Source organism: Gemmata algarum (assembly GCF_034097035.1).
In the GTDB taxonomy this organism is placed as follows: domain Bacteria; phylum Planctomycetota; class Planctomycetia; order Gemmatales; family Gemmataceae; genus Gemmata; species Gemmata algarum.
In genome coordinates, this window is record NZ_JAXBLV010000166.1 from 1 (window position 1) to 21,885 (window position 21,885).

At 70.4% G+C, this 21,885-nt stretch carries 14 protein-coding genes and 1 tRNA gene; 4 read left to right on the forward strand and 11 right to left on the reverse strand.

The features are described from left to right. Positions 1-197: 197 nt before the first annotated feature. Positions 198-380, reverse strand: coding sequence for a hypothetical protein (locus R5W23_RS12645; RefSeq protein ID WP_320686632.1), 183 nt, complete (start codon positions 378-380; stop codon positions 198-200). Between R5W23_RS12645 and R5W23_RS12650 the strand changes: the two genes are divergently transcribed. From R5W23_RS12650 to R5W23_RS12665, 4 genes are all read left to right on the forward strand, one after another. Then, a tRNA-Ser gene (locus R5W23_RS12650) sits at positions 379-444 on the forward strand. The genes R5W23_RS12645 and R5W23_RS12650 overlap by 2 nt on opposite strands. Positions 445-925: 481 nt before the next feature. Next, positions 926-1,438, forward strand: coding sequence for a lipocalin family protein (locus tag R5W23_RS12655; RefSeq protein WP_261185976.1), 513 nt, complete (start codon positions 926-928; stop codon positions 1,436-1,438). Positions 1,439-1,713: 275 nt separating this feature from the next. After that, complete coding sequence (locus R5W23_RS12660; protein WP_320686633.1) at positions 1,714-5,115, forward strand: SdrD B-like domain-containing protein; 3,402 nt, start codon at positions 1,714-1,716, stop codon at positions 5,113-5,115. 609 nt (positions 5,116-5,724) lie between these two features. Further along, on the forward strand, positions 5,725-7,017 hold the full coding sequence (locus R5W23_RS12665) for a glycosyltransferase (protein ID WP_320686634.1): 1,293 nt from the start codon (positions 5,725-5,727) through the stop codon (positions 7,015-7,017). A gap of 11 nt (positions 7,018-7,028) precedes the next feature. Here the strand turns inward: R5W23_RS12665 and R5W23_RS12670 are convergent, their stop codons facing one another. The 10 genes from R5W23_RS12670 to lexA all read right to left on the reverse strand — a co-directional run bounded on the left by R5W23_RS12670 (position 7,029) and on the right by lexA (position 21,824). Next, complete coding sequence (locus R5W23_RS12670; protein WP_320686635.1) at positions 7,029-9,077, reverse strand: hybrid sensor histidine kinase/response regulator; 2,049 nt, start codon at positions 9,075-9,077, stop codon at positions 7,029-7,031. A gap of 33 nt (positions 9,078-9,110) precedes the next feature. Beyond that, complete coding sequence (locus R5W23_RS12675; RefSeq protein WP_261188259.1) at positions 9,111-9,731, reverse strand: chemotaxis protein CheC; 621 nt, start codon at positions 9,729-9,731, stop codon at positions 9,111-9,113. Next, positions 9,728-10,102, reverse strand: a complete 375-nt coding sequence (locus tag R5W23_RS12680) for a response regulator (RefSeq protein WP_261188260.1) — start codon at positions 10,100-10,102, stop codon at positions 9,728-9,730. Before R5W23_RS12680 ends, R5W23_RS12675 begins: the two co-directional genes overlap by 4 nt. After that, positions 10,102-11,139 carry a chemotaxis-specific protein-glutamate methyltransferase CheB gene (gene cheB / locus R5W23_RS12685; RefSeq protein WP_320686636.1) on the reverse strand — a complete coding sequence of 346 codons (1,038 nt, stop codon included), beginning with the start codon at positions 11,137-11,139 and terminating at the stop codon, positions 10,102-10,104. The genes R5W23_RS12680 and cheB overlap by 1 nt, the downstream gene beginning before the upstream one ends. Before the next feature lie 16 nt (positions 11,140-11,155). After that, complete coding sequence (locus R5W23_RS12690; protein ID WP_320686637.1) at positions 11,156-11,992, reverse strand: CheR family methyltransferase; 837 nt, start codon at positions 11,990-11,992, stop codon at positions 11,156-11,158. Positions 11,993-12,318: 326 nt separating this feature from the next. Then, positions 12,319-14,388 (reverse strand): methyl-accepting chemotaxis protein, encoded by a 2,070-nt coding sequence (locus R5W23_RS12695; RefSeq protein WP_320686638.1) that lies wholly within the window; start codon positions 14,386-14,388, stop codon positions 12,319-12,321. A gap of 176 nt (positions 14,389-14,564) precedes the next feature. Further along, entirely contained in the window at positions 14,565-15,002 is a 438-nt protein-coding gene (locus R5W23_RS12700) for a chemotaxis protein CheW (protein WP_320686639.1), read from the reverse strand. Positions 15,003-15,025: 23 nt separating this feature from the next. Then, the gene (locus R5W23_RS12705; protein WP_320686640.1) at positions 15,026-16,948 is read right to left on the reverse strand and encodes a chemotaxis protein CheA; all 1,923 of its coding nucleotides are present in this window, start codon (positions 16,946-16,948) and stop codon (positions 15,026-15,028) included. 593 nt (positions 16,949-17,541) lie between these two features. After that, positions 17,542-20,961, reverse strand: coding sequence for a cation-translocating P-type ATPase family protein (locus R5W23_RS12710; protein ID WP_320686641.1), 3,420 nt, complete (start codon positions 20,959-20,961; stop codon positions 17,542-17,544). A gap of 233 nt (positions 20,962-21,194) precedes the next feature. Further along, positions 21,195-21,824, reverse strand: coding sequence for a transcriptional repressor LexA (gene lexA, locus R5W23_RS12715; RefSeq protein WP_261188268.1), 630 nt, complete (start codon positions 21,822-21,824; stop codon positions 21,195-21,197). Positions 21,825-21,885 lie beyond the last annotated feature (61 nt).

Below are 21,885 nucleotides of genomic sequence, written 5' to 3' on the forward strand. Positions count from 1 at the left end.
TTCGGCGAGCGTAACTGCCAACGCGTCACCGAGTCCGAACGGGTCACGACTGGCGACGTACTCCTTAACCGGCTCCCCGTTCACCCGGCGGTTGCGGTACAAGTACCAGCGCCCGCCGTGTCGCAGTTCCCACCCCATTTGACGCCCCCTCCCCCGGCGTGTACTACGGAACCAACCATTGCCCCGCTCACGGGTGGTCAGTGCGGCGAGGTTGGGATTTCGGTTGTGGTGCCGACGAGTGCGAGAATGGCCCGCTTGATCGGGTCGGGCAAGGTCGCCCACGCCGTGACGACCCGAGCGAGTTCAGGATCAGTGGGGTTGCTGCTCCCGGTGCTGCTCCGGAAGTCGTCCGATGTGCCGATGTCGTTGCTTTTCAACACGTTGGGAGAATTGGCAATCCGCCTTCTAAGCGGAAGCGTGTGGGTTCGACTCCCACCGGGCGTACTTTCCTCTTCCCCTCCCGTCCCCTCTCGACCGTCCTCGTCACGCAGACCGACACCGCGGCGGGTTCGAACCGCCGTCCGCTCGCCGCACGATCGCGCCGTCCTCGGGCGAACATACCGGGCGCCCCTCCCCTGTGCCCATCAGCTCGGTGCTCCCCGTGCCCGCGAACGCGCACGCCGGAGAAACGGGAAGCGACACCGTTCGGCGTGAGAGCCCACGTCCGGAGTCGTCGCGCAGCAGAGGCACACGATGCGGAGCGGGGCCGGCGCAGCGCGCCGCGCGCCGCGAACTCACAAGCGAACGCCACATGTCGCCCTCGCCTCCAGTCGATGTTGTCGGCCAGTTTTGCGAGCTTGCGAACGGGCCAGGAGCTTCCCGCTTGACAGACCACTTCCGCCCGCTTAGCCTTGTTGAAACAGTGCTCACCTGATCGAACGGCCGACATCTCTCGCCCGCCAAGCGAGCGACCCGGAGAACGGACATGAACACGCGACGACTCACCCGGACGGCGGCCCTCATGATGGCGCTGCTCGCGCCGGGGTGCGCGGCGCCCCTCGACGCCCCACCGTCCGACAGCGCGGAAGCGGGGAGCGAGGAGGCGCTCAGCGGTTACGGCTTGCCCGTGGCTCCGCCGCCGCGGACGAAGAAGACGACCACCGAACTGCTCATCGGCACCTGGGAGGCCATTGAGCTCGATGGCCGGAAGGTGCCGACGGGTTGCGTGTACCAGTTCACGTTCGAGCAGGACGGGCAGTTCCATACGTTCGCGGATGACCGGCCCGGCCGAACGCGGTCTCGAAGTGGCACCTACTCAATCGAGGGCGCCAAACTGCGTCTTCAAGTCACGACCGAAGAGGGCCATCGTGTGAACGGCGTGGGGGCGATTATCGAGATCAGCGACACTCGACTCGTCTTCACGAGCGAATTTAACAACCCCGAGTATGGAATAAACAAGACGCGATACAAAATGGATAGGGTTGCAGATACTAAATAGTTACAAATCAAATACAATTAACACCACCTCACCATTCGTCCGGGGGAGTCATGCGTTTTGCCCATTCGCCCACACCGGTAAGCCGCCGGTTGCACCGCGCGCTCTGGCTTGAGGAGTTAGAGAGTCGCCACGTTCCCGCAGCGACATTCCGCTGGGACCCGTCGATCGCGAGTACGGATGACAACTGGACGAGTAGCCTCAACTGGAGCGTATACAACGACTCTCTTGGCTGGCGGCCAGCGGCTACGTATCCGGGCGAGGACGACGCCGGCGACGTGGCGATTTTCCCGGACGGGTCCAGTGGGCGGGCGTTCGTCAACCAGGCGGTGACGATCGGGGGGCTGAAGCTGGGGGGCACGTCCACGGCCCGCGTCGCGCTGACGCACACGCTGACCGTAACGACCACCTTCGACCAGTGGGGGGGCACCCTGGCGGACGGGGCGCTGGTGCTGGGTACCGGCGCCAAGGGCAGTTGGCAGGGCGGCACGATCGCCGCCGCCAGCCTCACAATCGCGCCCAACGCGCAGCTCGAAGTCTGGAACACGGGCCGGCGCATCCTGAGTACCAGCACGCTGAAGGTCCAGGGCACGCTCTGGTGGAACGGTGGCGATGTCCAAACGGTCGGGGCCTCGGAAGTCCGGGTCCAAGGCGCGGGCCGCTTCAAGATCACCGCGGCGAACGCCACGTTCGGCAGCGGGGGCTCGTTCACCGTTGTGAACGACGCCAATGGGCTCGTTACAGTGGACACGGCGGCCCGTGCGACACTCGGGGGCGATTACCGCACCGCGGGCGCAACCGTGGTTGAAAATGGTACTCTTAAAATTGCCGGAACGGCAAAGCAAACCGCTTCGAGTGGCCGGTTCCTGTTGTTCTCTTGGAGCGCGGTCGAGGTTCCGACAGACGGCCTACGGATCCTGGACGGGTCGCTCGGCGGTGACGGCATTGTGCGGGGCAACTTGTCACTGGCAGATGAAACAGAAAACTCCGGCGCAATGCCCGCAATACGGCCCTTTTCACTGCGCATCGGTAAGGCCGGAACGATCCGTGTGGAGGGCAACTTCCACATGTACCGTGGTGGGCTCGAGATCGATATCTACGGGCCGAACCTGCCTGGCGGGTACGACCGGATCGAGGTGGTACCCGGGGCCGGCGGAGGGGGCAACGTGTCGCTGGCCGGGCCGGCCGGTAGCGAGCGCGTGCTGGTCGCAACGCTCGCTCAAAGTCACGCGGCGCTCGGGGTGAACGATGTCATCGGGTTCCTGACGTACACGAGCCGTGTGAACGGCGGCGACTTCACCATCTTCGACGGCGTGGCCGATGACCCGAACTGGTCCAAAGGGCAGGACGCGAGCAAGTACTGGCTGAAACCGAACGTGGCCATCGGCGCCGTAAAAGGCAAACTGGGCGGTCGGGTGTGGCGTGACGACGAGGCGGTGGCGGGTGTGTTCGAGCCGGGCGATGAGGCGGTGCTCGCGGGCCGCACGGTGCGCCTGTTCGACGAAGCCGGCACCACACTGCTTGCGTCTACCATTACTGATGTCAACGGTCAGTACCTGTTCGACAACCTCGACGTCGGCACCTACGTTGTGGAGTTCAACCGGCCCGGTGGGGAGCGGTTCGCGGCCCCGGACGTGGGAGGTGACGACGCCCTGGATAGCGACCCGGACCCGCTCTCCGGGCGCGTCGTCGTCAGCGTGGCCGAGGACCAACTCCACATCGACGCCGGGTTCTACTACAACGCGGCCCCGATCGCCGTCGATGACACCTACACCGGGCACATCAACACCACCGTGCCCGGGGCCGTGCTGCTCAACGACACCGACGCCGACGCCGACCCGCTTACGGCCGCCCTCGCCAGCGGCCCGGCGCACGGGACCGTGGCGCTGAGCCCGGACGGGTCGTTCGTCTACACCCCGAACACCAGCTTCACGGGCACCGATTCGTTCACCTACACCGTCACCGACGGGTTCGGCGGTACCGATTCCGGGCTCGTGACCATTACCGTGAGCGGCGCACCGCCGGTCGGCACTGCGGACAGCTATTCCGCTCCCGCGGAACTGTGGGTGCCGGCCGTGTCCGGGGTGCTGTCGAACGACACCGCCCCCAACGGCCCGCTCACCGCGGTCCTCGTGACCGGCCCATCCCACGGCACCCTCGTGCTGAACAGCGACGGCTCGTTCCTGTACACCCCGGACGACGAATTCACCGGCACCGACACGTTCACGTACCGGCCCACCGACGCGGGCGGGCCGGGCGAGCCGGTGGCCGTTCAGATCACCGTCACCGATGCCCCGCCCGAAGCGGTCAACGACACCGCGACCACCAGCGAGGGCGCCGCGGTAGTGGTGGACGTGCTGGACAACGACACGGACCCGGACAGCGACCCGCTCACGGTGGCCGGCGCGTCCGACGGGCTGTACGGCACCACGACCGTGAACCCGGATGGCACCATCACCTACACGCCGGGCGCCGATTTCAACGGCACCGACGTGTTCACGTATGTCATCGACGACGGACATGGCCGCTTCTCTTACGCCACGGTCACGGTCACCGTTTCTGCGGTGAACGACAACCCGGTGGCGACCGACGACGCGGCGAGCACGTACGAGAACATGCCGGTGTCGGTGCCGGTGCTGCTGAACGACACCGACGCGGACGGCGACGCGCTGTCGGTGACCGGGGTGACGCAAGGGGCGCACGGGACCGTAACCTTCACGTCGGCCGGGGTGACGTACACCCCGAACACCGGGTTCTTCGGGTCCGACACGTTCACCTACACCATCAGCGACGGGCACGGCAGCACGGATACGGCCGCCGTGTCGGTGAGCGTGGCCGAGGTGGGCGGCTCGGGCGGGTCCGGCGGGAGCATCGGCGACTTCGTGTGGGAGGACGCGGACACCGACGGCATCCAGGACCCGGGCGAGTACGGGCTGTACGGGGCCACCGTGCAGTTGCTGGACGGGCTCGGCAACGTGCTGGCCACGACCACCACGGACGGGGGCGGGTACTACTCGTTCGGCGGGCTCGCGGCCGGCACCTACGAGGTCCAGTTCGTGACCCCGGGCGGGCGCACCGCCAGCCCCAAGGACCAGGGCACCAACGACGCCGGGGACAGCGACGCCGATCCGGTGACCGGCCGCACCGGCACGTTCACCCTCGGCGCCAATCAGCAGCTCACTGGGATCGACGCCGGGTTCTGGTGGTCGCCCGGGTCCGGCGGCTCGGGAGGCCCGGGCGATTCGGGCGGATCCGGCGGACCGGGCAACTCGGGCGGATCTGGTGGCCCTGGCAGCTCGGGCGGGTACATCGGCGACTACGTGTGGGAAGATCAGGACCACGACGGCGTGCAGGACGCGGGCGAGTACGGGGTGTCGGGCGTCACCGTGTACCTGTTCGACGGGTCCAACAACCTGCTGGCCACGACCACCACGGACTGGTCCGGTCACTACGCGTTCTCGGGCCTGTCCGCCGGCTCGTATCAGGTGCAGTTCGTGAAGCCCGGCGGGTACACGTTCAGCCCCAAGGACCAGGGCGGTAACGACGCCCTCGACAGCGACGCCGACACCACCACCGGGCGCAGCGCCGTGTTCAGCCTGTCGGCCAACCAGCAGTACCTGGACCTGGACGCGGGCATGTGGTGGGGCGGCTCCGGCGGGTCCGGCAGTTCGGGCATTTAACCCGCATTCCAGCGATCTTCGTTCCGTTCGGTATGGCGGGCCGCGCCGGGGCACGTGCTCGGGCGCGGCCCGCCATACCGAACGCCGCGCACATCATCGTCGCTCGTTTCATCCGGGGGCGGCGACCGCGCCGGCGGTACGCGCCCGCAGGTCGCTCCGTGCCATCTGGCTATTGGGGGAGTTCTCGTGCGCGGATCGGCGGACGCGCGGACCCGGTAGCACGTCCGCCTTCCTGACGAGCCGTGACCGCGTGCCCGGGCGGTCGCGGCCCGTCAACAGAAGCGGCGCCGCAGATGGTTTGCGGCATTCCTGCCACCGGAACAGGAGCACCGCGTGACGCCGGGAGTAACGGACAGGGGCAGCAACGGGACATCCGCTACCGGCCCGCTGGCCATTCGCTGCCAAACCGCTGGAGCGTTCGCTACCCACGAATCGCGCCCGATTCCACGATCGCGGCTCCCCGAAGCGTGTGGGATCGGACCCCAGGACGGCCCGGATGGATTGCCGCAACCGTTTTCCGTGCCGAACCTTGTGTCCGAATCGCCCGATGCAGGAACACGACGGCTGGGGTCGTTCGGAGTGGTTACAAGCGGAATAAAAGGTGAAAAAATGCCCACGATGCCAGTTGTTCCCGATACCGACCCGTGCGAAGACTCCCGCGGCCCCGAACACGCTCCCGCGACCGAATCGAAACCGGTGCTGCTGTTCGCCTCGTACCACGCCTACTTGGACCACGCGAGCGGGGCCGCGCTGGCCACCCGCGACCTGTTCGAGGGGCTGGCCGCGCGGGGGTGGTCGTGCCGGGTGGTGTGCGGCCCGGCCCTGGACCACGGCGACGGGCGCGACCCGGCCCAGGTGCTGGCCGGGCACCGGCTGGCGTACCAGCGCGAGCGGTGCGCGCCGCCCGGCGGGGGCCGGTACGAGTTGTTCCACTTCGTGCTGAACGGGGTGCCGGTGACCCAGTACCGGCCCGACGGGTTCGACCCGCGGCGCCCGCCGACCCAGGCCCAGGGGATGCCGTTCCTGGACGTGGTGTCACGCGCGTGCCGGCAGTTCCGCCCGGACCTCGTGCTCACCTACGGCGGGCAACCGGTCGGGCCGCACCTGATCGCGCGGGTCCGGCGGCGCGGGGCCAAGGTGCTGTTCTGCCTGCACAACCTGGACTACCGCGACCCCGCGTTGCTCCGCGAAGCCGACGCCGTGTGGGTGCCGTCCGGGTTCGCCCGGGACGCGTACCGCGAGCGGCTCGGGGTTGAAGCGGAGGCGGTGCCGTGGCCCTGGGACCGCACCCGCGCGGTCTCCGAAAGCAGCACCGGCGAGTTCGTGACGTTCGTGAACCCGATCCCGGCGAAAGGGGCGGCGTGGGTCGCGCGGATCGCGGCGGAACTGTCCCGGCGGCGCCCGGAGATACCGTTCCTGGTGGTCGAGGGCCGGGGCCGGGCCGGGGGCCTGAGCCACCTCGGGTTGGACCTGTCCGCGGCTCGCAACCTGAGCGGGATGCACTCCACCCCGCGCCCCGCGGAGTTCTACGGCCGGTCGCGGGCGCTGCTGGTTCCGTCGCTGTGCGAGGAGACGTTCGGGCGGGTGGCGGCCGAAGGGCTGGCGAACGGGCTGCCGGTGCTGGCGACCCGGCGCGGGGCGCTGCCGGAGACGCTGGGCGGGGCAGGGCTGCTGTTCGACGTGCCCGAGCGGTACACCGCCCCGGAGCGGTTCGCCGCGGTGCCGACGGGGGACGAGGTGAGAGAGTGGGTGGCGGCGATCGAGCGGCTGTGGGACGACCCGGCGTTTCGCGCCGGGCACCGGGCGGCGGCCCTGGACCGCGCCCGGGCGTGGGAGCCGGAGCGGGTGCTTCCAGTCGCCGAAGCGTTCCTGTGTCGTACCGCCGCGGGCCGGCACCGGTAACCGAACGGTGGTCAGGGCGCGTGGGGCGAGGCGGGAATGGACAGGAGCAGGGCCGTCACCTCGTTGAGATCGACCGGCTTCACGAGGTGGTGGTCGAAGCCCGCCTCCTGCGACCGGCGCCGGTCGTCGTCCTGGCCGTAGCCGGTCATCGCGATGAGCGTCACGTCCCGGAGGCCCGGGACCTGGCGCAACCGGGTCGCGACCTCGTAACCACTCATGCGGGGGAGCCCGATGTCGAGCAGCACGACCCCCGGGGGGTGGGCCGCGGCGTCGCGGAGCGCGGCCGGGCCGTCGTGGGCGGTCCGCACGGTGTGGCCGCTCAGCGACAGGAGCTCGGCCAGGCTCTCGGCCGAATCGACGTTGTCGTCCACGATCAGGAGCCGGTGGGTCGCGGGCGCGGCGGGCGCCGGCGGGCCGGCCGGGTCCCCGCCCGCGGCGCCCGCCGCGAGGGCGGGCAGGCGGACCACGAACTCGCTCCCGCGCCCGGGGCCGGCACTATGCGCTTCGACGCTCCCGCCGTGCAGCTCGACGAGGTTGCGCACCAGGGTGAGGCCGATGCCGAGCCCGCCCTGGGCGCGGTCCAGCGTGCGCAGCTCCTGGGTGAACAGGTCGAACGCCCGCAGCAGCATCTCGGGGCTCAGCCCGATGCCGTTGTCGCGGACCCGGACCACCGCCCGGTCGGCCTCGCGGGCGGCGCTCAGCTCGATGCGCCCGCCGGGGTCGGTGTACTTCGCGGCGTTGTTCAAGAGGTTGCCGAAGATCTGGGTCAGCCGCGTCGGGTCGGCGTCGAGCGGGATCGGGTCCGGCGGGACGGAGACGACCAGCTCGTGCCGCCGGGACTCGATCAGCGGGCGGGCCGTTTCGACCGCCCGGCCGATCGCGTCCGCGAGCGCCACCCGCTCCCGGTGCAGGGTCACCTTCCCGCTCGTCAGCCGCGACACGTCGAGCAGGTCGTCCACCAGGTGGGCCATCTGCCCCACCTGGCGGCCCAGGATGCCGGCCAGCCGCGCCACGTCGGGGTCGTCGGCCTTGGTGGACTGGAGGACGTAGACGGCGTTGCGCACCGGGGCGAGCGGGTTGCGCAGCTCGTGGGCCAGCATCGCCAGGAACTCGTCCTTGCGCCGGTCCGCGTCCGCGAGCTCCTTGGCGCGCAGCCGCAGCTCGGTTTCCAGGCGCTTCCGCTCGACCGCGCTGCCGATGATGTCGGCCAGCGATTGCGCGTACTGGATCTCGTCGGGGGTGAACCGGCGCGGGGCGCGGGTGTACGCGCCGAGCAGCCCGAACGGGCGCGGGCCGCGGCCGGGGATGCGCACGACCAGCCCGCTCGCGGCGCCCCCGGCTTTCAGGTCCGGGTCCAGCGGGGCGCCGCCCCCGGGGTCGCCGAGCGCGACGGCCCCTTCGGAGCGCAGCGCGGCGTCGATCCGGGGGCTGGTCCCGGGGCGCAGCAGGGCGGACGGTTCGGCCCAGCCGGCCCCCGCGAGCCGCCCCCAGTCGCCCCCGCCGGGGAGGAGTTCGAGCACCTCGGCCAGCTCGGCGCACACCGTTTCGGCGAGCCGGCGGACCGCGTCGCCGCACAGCTCCACGATGTCGTGGCCCGCCAGCGCGGCCCGCGCGGACTGCGCGAGGGACGCCTGCTGGCGCCCGCGGGCGCGCAGCTCGGCGTCGCGGACCACCCGCTCGGTGACGTCCGCGACGAGGGTCAGCGTGCCGCCGGCGTGCCGCCCGGTGACGAGCGGGAGCACCCGCACCGACTGCTGCATCAGCGATTGCGGCGCCCCGGGCACGGGCGTCGGGATGGGGAGCACGTACTTGTGGAACTGTTGCGAGAGGATCGCCGTTTGCCCGGCCAGCGCCTGCCGGTAGTACCGCTCGAGCCCGCGGGCCGCGAGGTCCGGGAACAGGTCCAGCAGCCCGCGCCCCAGCACCGCCGCGGCGGGCCACCCGCTGGCCCGCTCCAGCCACCGGTTCCAACCGGTTATGACGAGCCCGGCGTCCGTGGCGAGGAGGCCCCAGTCCCCGACGGCGTCCAGCTCGCGAACGAGATCGGCCGATACCACCATCTGTTCACTCGTTCGCGTGCGCCCCCGGTGTCCTCACGCGCTGGCGGCCCGCTCGGCCCACTCCTCGATCGCCCGAACGAACAGATCAAGTGAGTTGATGCCGAGCACCAGCACCATGCACCCGGTCACCTCGCTGGCGCGGACCGTGAACCGCGCGCCGACGAGCAGCGCGTGACGGATCTCGTCCGCGCCGATGACCAGCGTGTCCAGCATTGAACCGAGTGAGTCTAAGTGTAGCCGCGGCACCGCGAATGTAAATCGGACCTGGAGCAAATCGCCGAACACCCCGAGGCACGCGTTCAGGAGGATGTTGCCGATCTCGGCCAGCACCTCGCGCGCGGAGTCGCCCATCTGCCCGGTGGGCGCCCCGGCCTCGGCCAGCAGCCCGACCAGCTTGGAGGCCCCGTCGATGTCCAGCAGCAGGAACGCGTCCCCCGACACCGGCCCGCCGAAGATCTGGTGGACCGTCGCGACCTCCCCCTGGACGAACCGGTGGAGGGCCGGGAGCAGCTCGGCGATCGGGTGCGCGGACACCTCCGGCACCGCCAGCTCGACGCGGTTGCCGGTGATCTCCGACAGCGCCGCCGCGGTCCGCGAGAACGCGATGTTCACCGCCTCGGTGACCGCGTCCGTTTGCCCCTCGGTGAGCCTCACTGGGCGGCCCCCTGGCGCCCGAGCGCGGCGGCGACGGCCCGCAGGACGGCGTCGGCGGCGAGCGGCTTGGGCACGAACCCGGACGCGCCGCCCGCGTCGGCCAGCTCGCGGGTGGAGCTCTGCACGTCGGCGGTGGCCATCACCACCACGGCCCCCGGGTCCATCACCCGGAGCTGCCGGAGCACCTCCAGCCCGTTCATCTCGCTCATCGTCACGTCGAGCAGCACGAGGTCCGGCCTGTCGAGCGCGTACCGCTCCAGCGCGGCCAGCCCGTCCGGCACGTCCGCGACGCTGTGCCCCGCGCCCTCCAGGATGCGGCGCGAGACCCGCCGCGACAGGGCCGAGTCGTCCACCACCAGGATTTTCGCCATCACAGGGCCTCCAGAATCGCCTCGGCCATCCGATCCAGCGGGACCGCGCGGTCGCTCAGCCCGCCCTCCGCCACCGACCGCGGCATCCCGTAGACCACGCACGACGACTCGGCCTCGGTGAGCACCCGGCCGCCCTGCGCCTTGATCCACGCCGCCCCCTGTGTGCCGTCCGACCCCATGCCGGTGAGCACCACCCCGAGCGCGCGCCCGCCGTACACCTCGGCCGCCGAGCGGAACAGCACGTCCACCGCCGGCCGGTGCGGCGTGTCGAGCGGGTGCAGGCTCAGCCGGGCGGCCACCGTCCCGTCCCGCTGGCGGGCGCACGTCAGGTGGTGCCCGGCGGGCGCGACCAGCGCCGCGCCCGGGCGAAACGGGTCCCCCTCGCGCGCCTCGGACACGGCCACGCGCGCGACCGCTGCAAGGCTCCTGGCGAAAAGCTCAGTGTAGCCGACCGGCATGTGCAGGACTATCGCAATCGGCACCGGGAAGTCGGCCGGGAACCGGGGGACGAGGTGCTTGAGGGCCTGCGGCCCGCCCGTCGAAACCCCGATCACCAGCACGTCGGCCCGCTTGGCCTTCGGCGCGGCGCCCGGAAGGGGCGCCCCGGGGAGCGGCCCACGAGCCGCGGGCGTCAGGCGCGCGGCGGCGACGGCCTTCACCGTCGCGATCAGCCGGTCGGCGACCTCGAACACCTTCTCGGTGGCCAGCGCGGTCGGCTTCTGGACCACCTCGACGGCCCCGGCCTCGAGGGCGCGCACCGCCAGTTCATCGCCCTCGCCCGCGGCGCTCAGGACGACGACCGGGACCGGCCGCCTCGCCATCTGCCGTTTGAGAAAGTCGAGCCCGTCGGACCGGGGCATGTGGAGGTCGAGCGTGACCACGTCCGGCCGCAGCGCCTCAACCTGCTCGAGCGCCTCGTCGCCGTCCCGCGCGACCCCGACCACTTCGAGGAACGGGCTCCGGGCCAGCATCTGGCGGACGGACTTGCGGACGAAGGCGGAGTCGTCCACGATCAGGACACGCACGACGTCGTTCACGGCTCCCCCGGGGCGGTCAGCGCTTGACGTACACGAACGCCTTATCGATCTCTTCCAACTGGAACGCGCTCGCCACCCGCAGCAGGGACTCCGACGCGCCGGTGAACAGGTACGCCGGCGCCGGCGCCCGCTCGGCGAACCCGCGCACGACCCGCGCAACGGTCGCGGCGGAAAAGTAGATGAACACGTTCCGGCAAAAGATGAACGGGGCGGTCGCGAGGGCGCGCGTGTCGTCCGCGTTCAGCAGGTTCGCCGGTTGGAACTGGACCCGCGCGTGCAGCCCCGGGTCCACCTTCGTGCCGCCCTCGGCGGGAGCAAAGTACTTCTCGCGCAGGTGCGGCGGGAGGACCCGGAACGAGCGCTCGCGGTACACGCCGCGGCGGGCCTTCGCGAGCGCCGCGGGGCTGGCGTCGCTGGCCCACACCTCGACGTCGGCCCGATCGAACCAGCCGGCCTCGTTGAGCGCGATCGCGATGCTGAGCGGCTCCTCGCCCGTGGCGCACGCGGCTGACCACACCCGGACCGGGCCGCGCCGGGCCGCCACGTGTTGGGGCACGAGCACGTCAACGAGAGCACGCACCTGCTCGTACTCGCGCCAGAAGTACGTTTCCTGAACGGACAGCGCGTCGGTCAGGTGCGGCCACTCCGCGTCCGCCCCCGGGCCGTACTTGAGTAGGTAGTAGTAATCCAGGAACGAGTCCAGCTTCAGTTCCCGGACGCGGTCGGCGAGTTTGCCGCCCAACAGGTCGCGCTTCTCGTCCTCGAACGACACGCCGATGCGGTCGCGGATCAGGTCGCGCAAGATGACGAACGTCCCGAGCGGCAGTTCGGGCTGCTCCCCGGCCGGTGTCATATTCGCCACCCGGCCGGGTGCCCGTGTGCCCCTCCCGGCCGGCGGCCCGCGCCCGCCCGGGGGACCGCCGATCGCCCGCGCTTCGACGTTTTCATCTCCATCGAACACGTTCCTACGAAGCGACCAATCGAAGAGTAACGTTCTGCTGTAGCCGGCCGCGGTGGGACCCACCAGCCAAGCGCTTCTGGCGTCTCTTCGCGGCGACACGGATGATGTCGCACCGGCCTCACGGCGGCCGGCTAGAGAACATAGACCAACCGGGTGCGGTGTCATAACGGGTGACGGCACCCGGTCCGTCCAGCGCCACCCACCGGCCCGCCCCATCCCTACGGCTTGTTACCCTTTGGCGGGCGGGGCTTAGGGGTTGGGCGACGGGGCTTACTAGCGGTCGCGCCGAGCGCCGCCACCCGCTCGCGCAACCCCTCGGCCAGGCGCTGCGAGTCCTTCGCGCCCTGGAGCGTTCGCTCGGTCCCTTCGCGGGCGGCGGCCAGCGTACCGAGGACCGACTCGCAAGCCGCGGAGTGCTCGCGGTTGGCCCGGGTAATGAGCGCCATCTGCCGGGACACGTGCTCGGCCGTGTCCGTCATGTCCTTGGTGGCCCGGGTCTGCTCGCCGAGCGCTTGGCCCATCTGCCCGGACTGGCGGCGCATCCCGCCGAGCGCCTTCGCCACCTGATCGGCCGCCGCCGCCTGCTCGGCGGTGGCCCGGGTCACATCGGCGATCAGCGCGACGAGCCGGTCCGTTTCCGCCGCGACCTGATCGGCCGCCGCCGCCTGCTCGGCGACGGCCCGGGCCGTACTCGCCGCCACCTTCCGCATGGACACCAGCGACTGCGTGAGCTGGGCGGCCCCGGCCGCCTGCTCGTTGGTGGCGTGGCGGACCTGCTGTGCGAGGAGCCGGGTCGCTTGAGCGGCTTTGATAATGTCCCGCGTGCTCCGGCCCTGCTCGCCCATCGCCTGAGCGACCTGGCGCGAGATCTTGCGCATCTGGCCGGTCGACAGAACGGTCCCCTGTAGTGCCTGGGTCTGCTCGGCGGACGCCGCCGCCACCTGTCGCGCCTGCGCCGCCGTGGTGCCGATCGCGCTCACCACCTGGTTACTCGCCTGAAACTGCTCCTCCGAAGCCCGGGCGATCTGGGCGACGATTTGCGTGGTCCCCTGAACACCCGTGAGGATCTTCTTCAGCCCGGCGATGCCGTCCTCGGCGAGCTGCCCGCTCTCGTAGGCAACTTTCGCGCCCTCGTTGGACGTGGCGACCGCTTCCTGGACCGCCTCTTGCAGCCCCCGGACGATCACGGCGATGTCGGCGGTAGCCTGGGCGGCCCGGTTGGCGAGGTTGCGGATCTCCTCCGCGACGACCGCGAACCCGCGCCCGGCCTCGCCCGCGCGGGCGGCCTCGATCGACGCGTTGAGCGAGAGCAGGTTGGTCCGCTCGGCGATGGTGTTGATGGTCGATACGATCCCGCCGATCTCCCCGGCCCGCTTGCCCATCTCCTTGATCGCCCCGGCCGACTGGGTCATGGAGTCGCGGACCCGGCCCAGCCCGGCGATCGACTTCTGCACCGCCGCCCCGCCCTCCTCGGCCTCGCGGGCGATGCGGGCCGTCACCGCGTTGGCCTCCTTGGCGAGGTCGGCGACGGCGCGAATGGACCGGTCGAGCTGGGTCGCGCTGGCGGCCGCGCCGGCGGCCACGTCGGTGATTTTTTCGGCGCTCTGGGCCACCCCGGTGGCGGACCGCGCGGCCTGCTCGATCCCGGTGGCGACGCCCTCGACCTCGGCGCTGAGGCTCTCCGCGGTCGCGGCCATCTGCTCGGTCGACGCGGCCATCTGGTTGATCGCGGAGGCCGCCGTCTCCGCCGCGGCGGTCATCTCGTCGGCGCTCCCCGCCACCTGCCGGATCGAGCGACCGAGCTGTTCGACCGCGGTCGCGCCCTGCTCCACCGAGGCGGCCAGAGCCGCCGTGTCGCCGCTCACACCCTTCACCGAGGCCGCCACCTCGGCCATCGCGCCGCGCACGGCGGCTGCGGCGGCCCCCATTTCCTGCGCCTTGCCGGTCACCGCGCGGACGGACGCGGCCGCCTCCTCGGTGGCGGCGGCGGTCTCGTTGAGCCCGACGTTGAACTCGGCGGTGGTGGCGTTCAGTTGCTCGGCGGACGCCGCCATCTCGTTGATCGAGGAGGCGAACTCCTCCATCGCGCCGGCCACAGCGCCGGCCTGCTCCGCGGTCTCCTTGAGGGACGCCGCCGTTCCGTTCGCGGCGGCGGCGGCAGCGTCCAGCGCCCGGACCTGCGCGCTCGCGCCGGCCAGCGTGGCGTCCGAAATGCGGGCGAGTTCGTCCGCCTCGGCGGTGGCGGCCCCTTCGCGGAGGCGCGGGGCGTCGGCGGGCTCGGTGGCCATGTCGTTCTCCGGTGCGTTCGTTGTGCCGCTGCGAACCCGTACCCGATCCGGTTGAAGAGTTCTTCTCTTCTGTAGGCGGCCTCGGTGAGACCGGTGCAGCACCACTCGCATCGCGCCGGCGCCACAGCGGCCGGCTACAGAATACGGGCGTGGACATCCGCAACCCAGATCGTCGATCAGTGAGCGCTCGCGTGGCCGAGCACTTCGGCCACGCTCAGGATCAGCACGACGCGACCGCCGACCGTGGCGATGCCGCCCAGGTAGTTGCCGCTGGTGCCGGCCATGCCCTCGGGCGGCGGCCGGACCGCGTCCGCCGGGATGGTCACGAACTCGCGGGCCGAATCGACGATCAGGCCGACCGTCCGGTCGCCGTGCGCGACCACGATGAGGCGCGTCGCCGCGTCGTACCCGCGGCGTGGGAACCCGAACCGGCCCCGCAGGCTCATTGCCGGCACGACCTGGCCGCGCGAGAACACGACCCCGTCGACGAACGCCGGGGCGTTCGGCACCGGCGTCACCTGCTCGACCATCTCCATCCGCTGCACGGCGGCGCTCGGAATCGCGTACGCGGTCCCGGCCAGCTCGAACAGGACGTACGGTTCTGCGGTCGCCACGGTCGGTTCGCCTCGTTTGGGGGTCAGCGGGGCCGGCGCGTGCGGGCGTACCGGGCCAGCCCGGGGGCGTCGAGAATGAGGACCGCGCGCCCGTCGCCGAGTTCGGTCGCGCCCGCCAGCCCGGGCACCTGGACCAGGGGGTCAGCGAGCCGGCGCACGACCACCTCGCGCAGCCCGACCACGCGGTCGACGCCCAGCGCGACCGCGGCCCGCCCCTCGCCCACCACCAGCGCCGGGAACGCGCCGGCCGGCCGCGGGGTGCCGAACAGGTCCGCCAGGCGCAGCAGCGGGAGCACGCCCTCGTGGTTCCGGATCAGCTCGTTGTTCTCCAAAACGGTTACGGTACCGGGTTCGACCACCAGCACCGCGCGCACCGCCGCCTGCGGCGCGGCGTAGGTCTGCCCGCCGACGGTCACGATCAGGGCGTCGGCGATGGCGAGCGTGAGCGGGAGCCGGACGGCGAACCGGGCGCCGTGACCGGGCCGGCTCGTCAGGTCGAGGGTCCCGCCGAGTTCCTCCACCGCGCGCCGGACCACGTCCATCCCGACCCCGCGCCCGCTCGCGCGGTCCGCCGCGTCCTGGGTGGAGAACCCGGGCGCGCAAATCAGGTCCAGGACGGCGCCCGGGTCGCCCCAGCCGCCGGGCGGCGCCAGCCCGGCCTGCCGGGCGCGGGCGAACACCCGCTCGGGATCGATCCCGCGCCCGTCGTCCTCGACCTCGATCGCCACCGCCCCGCCGGCCGCGGCGGCACGCAGGTCGATCCGCCCGCGCGCCGGCTTTCCGGCCGCCGCCCGCTCCGGCGCGGGTTCCAGGCCGTGGCTGACGGCGTTCCGTACGAGGTGCAGCAGCGGATCGGCGAGCCGCTCGACCACGAACTTGTCGATCTCGGTGCTCTCGCCGGTGAGCACGAGGTCGACGCCGCGCCCGGTACCGCGGGCCAGGTCGCGGACGACCAGCCGCATGCGCGCGAACAGGTCCCGCACGGGCACCAGCCGGACCCGCATCACGCCGTCGCGCAGGTCGCGCAACTGCCGCCCCACGGTGAGGCTCGTTTCGTGCAGCTCGCGCCGCTCGGCGACGGGGAGCAGGCGCGCCACGCGCTCCAAGGCGCCGTCCAGGCGCGCCCGGGTGATCGCCAGTTCTCCGAGCACCCGCACCAACTCGTCGAGGCGCGTGAGGTCCACGCGGACGACGTTACTCGGGGCCAGTGGTGCCGCCCGCGCCGGCTCGTCCGCCGGTACCGGGGCGGGCCGATCGAGCGGCTCCACGCTCAGCCCGTCCGCGGCGAAGAGCGATTCAAAGTGCGGGTCGGAACTGGTGACGACGAAGGTGAACGAAACGCCCCCGGGAGCGGCCACCGGTTCGGCGCGGACGATCTCGCCGGCGGCACGCAGGCGCTCGCGCACGGCGCCGACGTTCACCCCAGACGCGGCCAGGGCTGGCGTCGGCGCGAACGTGACCTTCCACGTTCGGCTCTCACCTCCCACGGGTCCGGCTGCTTCTGACCCGGGGCCAGGCACTGAGCTCCGGGGGGCGTCACCGGCTGGGGCACCCGTTAGCGCGGCCAAGCGTGCGGCCAGCGCACTTGTTTCGGGCGCCGGCGTGTCGTCCCGCCGGGCGACGATGACGGCTTCGATCGCCGCCACCCCGTCCACCAGCGCGGCGATCCCTTCCGGGTTCAGCGCGGCGCGACCCTTGCGGACCGCGCCGAGGTACTCCTCCAGTTGGTGGGCGACCGACTCCGCGTGCCCGACGTCCGCGATCCCCGACAGCCCCTTGAGGGTGTGGAAGTGCCGGAACAGCTCGTCGAGGTGTTCCGGCCGGGCAGCGCCGGGGTGCGCGTCGAGCGCGAGCAACAGGTTCCTCGCCCCGGTCAGATGCTCGTCGCATTCGACCAGGTAGTCCGGGAACAGGTCGTCTGCGTCGCTCGGTTCGTCGGAGGTCAATCAATAGGCCCACCGTGCGCGGTCACTGCTCCAGCACTATCAGGGAGCCTAGCAAAAATAGCTCACGGCACCCATTTTACCCATCCGCCACAGGCGACGCATCACATCGCCAATTCGCCACCGGCCGCCCAACCGCTGCCGTCGGCGCAACCGTTACTGAATGAGTGTGGTGGACGGCAAGCAGAAGAGTGCGAACGAGGTGTCGAGCGATTACCTCGTCCTGAAGTTGTCGGCGGTCTGCGCCGCCACAACGATCGCGGTGCCGGCCCCGCTGTGGTCGGGTTTCGGATCGGCGCCCGGTGGGAAGTCGGCGTGCGTGGGTGTGGAGCGCCACCCCTGTTCCGGAGCCGCGCGTGGCCCGGTCGCGGGTTGAAGATCTAGCCGAGTGGACCGATCCGCGAAGTCGTCATGGCATCGATACCTGATGGTCGGGCTTCTGACCCGAGCTTGGTCGAGATCCTCGCCGGGCACCTCCTCTGGGGTGCCGACCATCCGAGCGTCGCCGCGGCGCCCCGAACCCGCAATGGCATTACTCAACCGCCCGGATTCGATCTCTGAGTAGCCCCGGGCGCTGAGCCGCCCGGCGTTCGGCATCACGGGTCTTTCTCGATCGTTCGCGGCGCGACCAGTTGGGGCACCTTGAGCAGTTCCGGGTCGAGCAGGAACAGGTGTCGGCGGCCCGGCGCCTCGGGCGCATCAATGATGACCTTGTCGCGCGACTTCAGCACGTCCACAACGGTCTGGTACGTCAGCCGCGTTTCGAGCAGCGTGCGGCGCTCGGCCAGCGTGCGAGCCCGGCGCTCGGCGAGGTCCCTGTCTACCGCGGCTGGGTCCTGCTTCGCCGCGATCCGGTTCGCCCGCTCGGCGGCGAGGGCGGCCTCTTCGGCGTCGGTCAACCGCACGCGGGCCGTGTGCCACGCGAGGAACGCGTCCCGATCCGCCTTCGCACTTTCGACCTTCGTGTGACGCTCGGCTTCCGTGCGCTTCAGGATGCGGTCCGCCTCTTCTTCCGAGCGGCGCCGGGTGCGTAGCGCGCCGGCGAGCGCCTCGTTGATGGTGCGGTCGCGCTCCTGAATCGCCTTCGCGACCGAGTGATACGAGTTCACCACTTCCGGCGGCGGGTGCAGGTCGTGCAGCGTAAACCCCTCAAGGGTGACACCCAGCCCCTCCGGAGCGACCTCCGCAAGGCGCTGAGTCAGGCGGTTCGTGGCGTCGTGCTCCAGTTCCGCCCGCTTGAGCGTGAGCAGTTCCAGAAACCGCCGGCTGGCGACCAGTTCGCGAAGGACCGCTTCGGCGGCCGAGCGCATCAGCGCGTCCGGGTCGCGGGCCGCGAACAGGTATTGGCGCGGGGCGCTGGCGCGGTACCGAACGGTGGCAAGGATCTCGACCAGATCGCCGTCGCCGGTGACCATCACGGCCTCGTCGGTGAGCCGCCCGACGCCGTCGCCGTGTCCGCTGGTCCAGGTGTTGCTCGTAGGCGCTTTCTTACTCTGCGGCTCCGCCAGCACGCGGAACCCGAGTTCGACCGTGCGCACCTCGTCGGGCCGCACCCGGGTCACGGTTTCGATCGGCCACGGCCAGCGCACGTGTAGCCCCGGCGGCAGGTCCGTGGTTATCGCGCCGAACTGTCGCACAACGCCTACTTCGTCGGTTTCGATTTGCGCGAACGAGGTGAGCGCGAGGGCAACAAAGAGCGCTCCGAGGACGCCGGAGCGGATCAGCTTCCACCGGTGCGCGACAGCGTGCAGGGTGTCGTCGATCGAGAACCGGTTCAGCCACCCCTCGACCGCTTTTGCCGCCCCTTTGGCCCGCGAGAGGGTGCGGTTGTCGGCCCGGTCGAACGCGAGCAACCGCATCGAGTTCAACAGCACCGCCAGCGACCCGAACTGGTGGTAGATGACGCCCACCAGCGGGGCCGACTCGTACCACTCCGGCGAGGTCGCGAACAGCGGCCACAACAGCCCCGTCAGCAAGATGCCAACGAGGTTCACCCCGAACGCGAAGATCAGAATGTTCTGCCGGATGATGCGGACCGTTTCGCGCGACAGCTTCACGAGCAGCGGCAGCGGCGCGAGCGGCGCGCCCATCATCACGACATCGCCGGCCTCGGCAGCAACGTCCGTTCCGCTGCCGATGGCGATCCCGACCCCGGCCCGCGCGAGCGCGGGCGCGTCGTTGATCCCGTCGCCGACGAACGCGACCGCCGCCCCCCGCCCGCCGCTCACCGGAGAGGGGGGGACCGGAGGCGATTGCGAGTCAGTAGTTGCGAGCGCGTCCGCAGCAGGTGCGTCTGCCGGCCGTTGTTCCTCCCGGACCGTATCGCGGCCCGCCAAGGCAGCCCTCCCCGTCAGAAAGGCGGGGGACGGGAGGGGCAGTTTCTGCGCGGCCACCCACTCGGCCTTTTGGGCCGGCAGCATCTCGGCGTGAACTTCGGTAACGGGCAGTTGTTCCGAAACCGTTCGCGCCACCGCCGCGCGATCGCCGGTGAGCAGCGCGACGGGCCGAATGCCCAGCGCGCGCAGGTCCGCAAGCACTTGTGCGGCTTCGGGACGGAGCGTGTCACGCGCCCCGAGTGCGCCCAGCACGACGCCGTCACGGGCCACGACGAGCGATGTCTGCCCGGATGCGTCGAGCCGTTCCAGCGCCGCCACCGCCTCCGGCGGCAGCGTGACGCCCTGCTCCTCCATCAGCCGGCGCGTCCCCACGACGAGGGCCCCGCCTTCGGCGCGGGCGGTAACGCCTGCCCCAGGATGCGCCCGGAACTCGTCAACGGTCGCGAGGGCCAAGCCGCGGGAGCCGGCTTCGCGCACGAGCAGCCGCGCCAGCGGGTGCTCGCTCCGCTGTTCGGCGGTGGCGGCGGCGGCGAGGAGCCCCTCCGGGGTGACATCGAAAAGCGGAATCACGTCGCCGAGTTCGAGTTTCCCCTCGGTCAGCGTGCCGGTTTTGTCGAACGCGAACGCGGTTACGCCGGCCAGTCGCTCAAGAGCTGAACCGCCCTTGATAAGCACGCCGGTACCCGCGAGTCGTCCGAGTGCGGCGATGACCGCGGCCGGGGTTGCAAGGATGAGGGCACACGGGCACGCAACCACCAGCACCGCCAGCGCGGGGTACGCGGCCACTTGTGCGGCGGCGCGCAGCGTCGGTTTCGGGAGCCCCGGGGCCGGCGCACCGGTCATTTGGTAGCCGACGTTGCCCAGGAACGTGACCAGCGCCAGCACGAGCACGAGCGGCAAAAAGTACCGCGCCAGCCGATCGGCGTAACGCTCGAGCGGGGCCTTGTCTTTGAGCGCTTGGCCGGTCAGCTCGATCACCTGTCCGGCGACGGTCTGTTTCGCGACCTTCTGCGCCTCGACGGTGAGCGCGCCCTGCTGGACGATGCTCCCGGCCAGCACCGCGTCGCCGACGCCCTTATCAACCGGCAAGCTCTCGCCGGTGATCGCGCTCGCATCGACCGCCGAGCGCCCGTCGGTCACCACGCCGTCAACGGGCACCCGGCCGCCGGGCTTTACTACGACCTTGTCGCCGACGATGACGTCGGCAGTAAAGGTGCGAACCTCGGCGCCGTCGCGCAGCACCCAGCACCGGGTTGGGAACAGTTCCGCGAGTTTACCGAGCGCGTTCTGCGTGCGCGAGAACGTATAGGCTTCTAGGCATTCGCCCACGAGCCCGATGAAAACCACCTCCGCGGCAACAACCGGTTCTTTCAGGATGATGGCTGCGAGACACGCGATCGCGAGGGCGAGATCGGAGCCGATACGACCCTCGAACAGCGATTCCAGGGACGTGTATAACACCCGCCCGCCGCCGAGGACGGCCGCGGCGAGCGCGTAGCGGAACCCGTACAACTCGCGCGCCCAGGTGTACGTTTCGACGCCCTGGCCTTTGAGCCACCCGGCAACAACGGGCCACAGGTCCGCCGCGACCAGTCCCCCGACGACAGCCGTGAGCAGGTAGAGCCCAAGCGGCGTCTCGGATCGAAACGGGTCATCAACAGTGCTGATCTCGCGGTGCATGGGGAAAGTGTCGAGCTTCTTAACGGAGTGTCAAGTTCCCACCCCGCGCCAACGATCGCCGCGCCAGATCATAAGTGTTTTTGAGGTGTGGTGTCCGGCAGTTGGTCCGATGCGGGACGCAACGTGGATGGCGTTCCAGAAGGACCTAAAACACATCCACTTGAAAAAGCGTTGTGCGTCGTGTCGTCGCCGGCTGGGCGACGACACGACGCACAACGCATAACGTTTCTTGATCAGCACTTACGGATGACGCCCGCCAGTATACCGAGGATGCGAATGTCCTCACGGGACGGGTCCACAATGATGGGCTCCATCGTGCTGTTCATCGGGTGCAACTGGATTTCATTCTTTTTCTTGTAGTATTTCTTGAGCGTCATCGCCTTCTCAATCATAGCGACAACCTTCTCGCCATTTTCACACGTCTCGGCCTTGCGGATCACCACAAAGTCGCCGTCCGCAATGTGCCCTTCGATCATGGACGTGCCGCGCACTTTGACAACGAACAGGTCTTCGCTGCCGAATAGTTCGCGCATCTCGAGCCGCTGATCGTCTTCAGCGGATTCGATGGCCTTGCCCGCAGCGACCACGCCAACAAGGGGTAAGCTGAACCCGCCGGACGTGACGCCCGGGATGGTGATCCCGCGGGCCTGCGCCTTTTGCGAGTTCTCGCCCTTTTGGACGCGGTTGATGTACCCCTTCGTCTGGAGTGCCTTCAGGTGGCACATCACGCCGTTGGGCGAGGAGATGCCGAACTCCGTGCAGATGTCGCGGATCGCGGGCGGGAACCCCTTTTCCTCAATGTGCTTGCGGATGTAGTTGTAGATCGACTGCTGCTTGGGCGTGAGTTGCACGCGCTCCGACATGGGGTCGTCTCCGAAGGCAGATGGAGCGGACAGACGGCCCCCCGAGAGGATGTCCGTGCTG

Coding starts and splice junctions, on each gene's coding strand:
- R5W23_RS12655 (WP_261185976.1), top strand. CDS start 926: ATGAACACGCGACGACTCACCCGGACGGCGGCCCTCATGATGGCGCTG.
- R5W23_RS12665 (WP_320686634.1), top strand. CDS start 5,725: ATGCCCACGATGCCAGTTGTTCCCGATACCGACCCGTGCGAAGACTCC.
- R5W23_RS12670 (WP_320686635.1), bottom strand. CDS start 9,077: ATGGTGGTATCGGCCGATCTCGTTCGCGAGCTGGACGCCGTCGGGGAC.
- R5W23_RS12680 (WP_261188260.1), bottom strand. CDS start 10,102: ATGGCGAAAATCCTGGTGGTGGACGACTCGGCCCTGTCGCGGCGGGTC.
- R5W23_RS12690 (WP_320686637.1), bottom strand. CDS start 11,992: ATGACACCGGCCGGGGAGCAGCCCGAACTGCCGCTCGGGACGTTCGTC.
- R5W23_RS12695 (WP_320686638.1), bottom strand. CDS start 14,388: ATGGCCACCGAGCCCGCCGACGCCCCGCGCCTCCGCGAAGGGGCCGCC.
- R5W23_RS12710 (WP_320686641.1), bottom strand. CDS start 20,961: ATGCACCGCGAGATCAGCACTGTTGATGACCCGTTTCGATCCGAGACG.
- lexA (WP_261188268.1), bottom strand. CDS start 21,824: ATGTCGGAGCGCGTGCAACTCACGCCCAAGCAGCAGTCGATCTACAAC.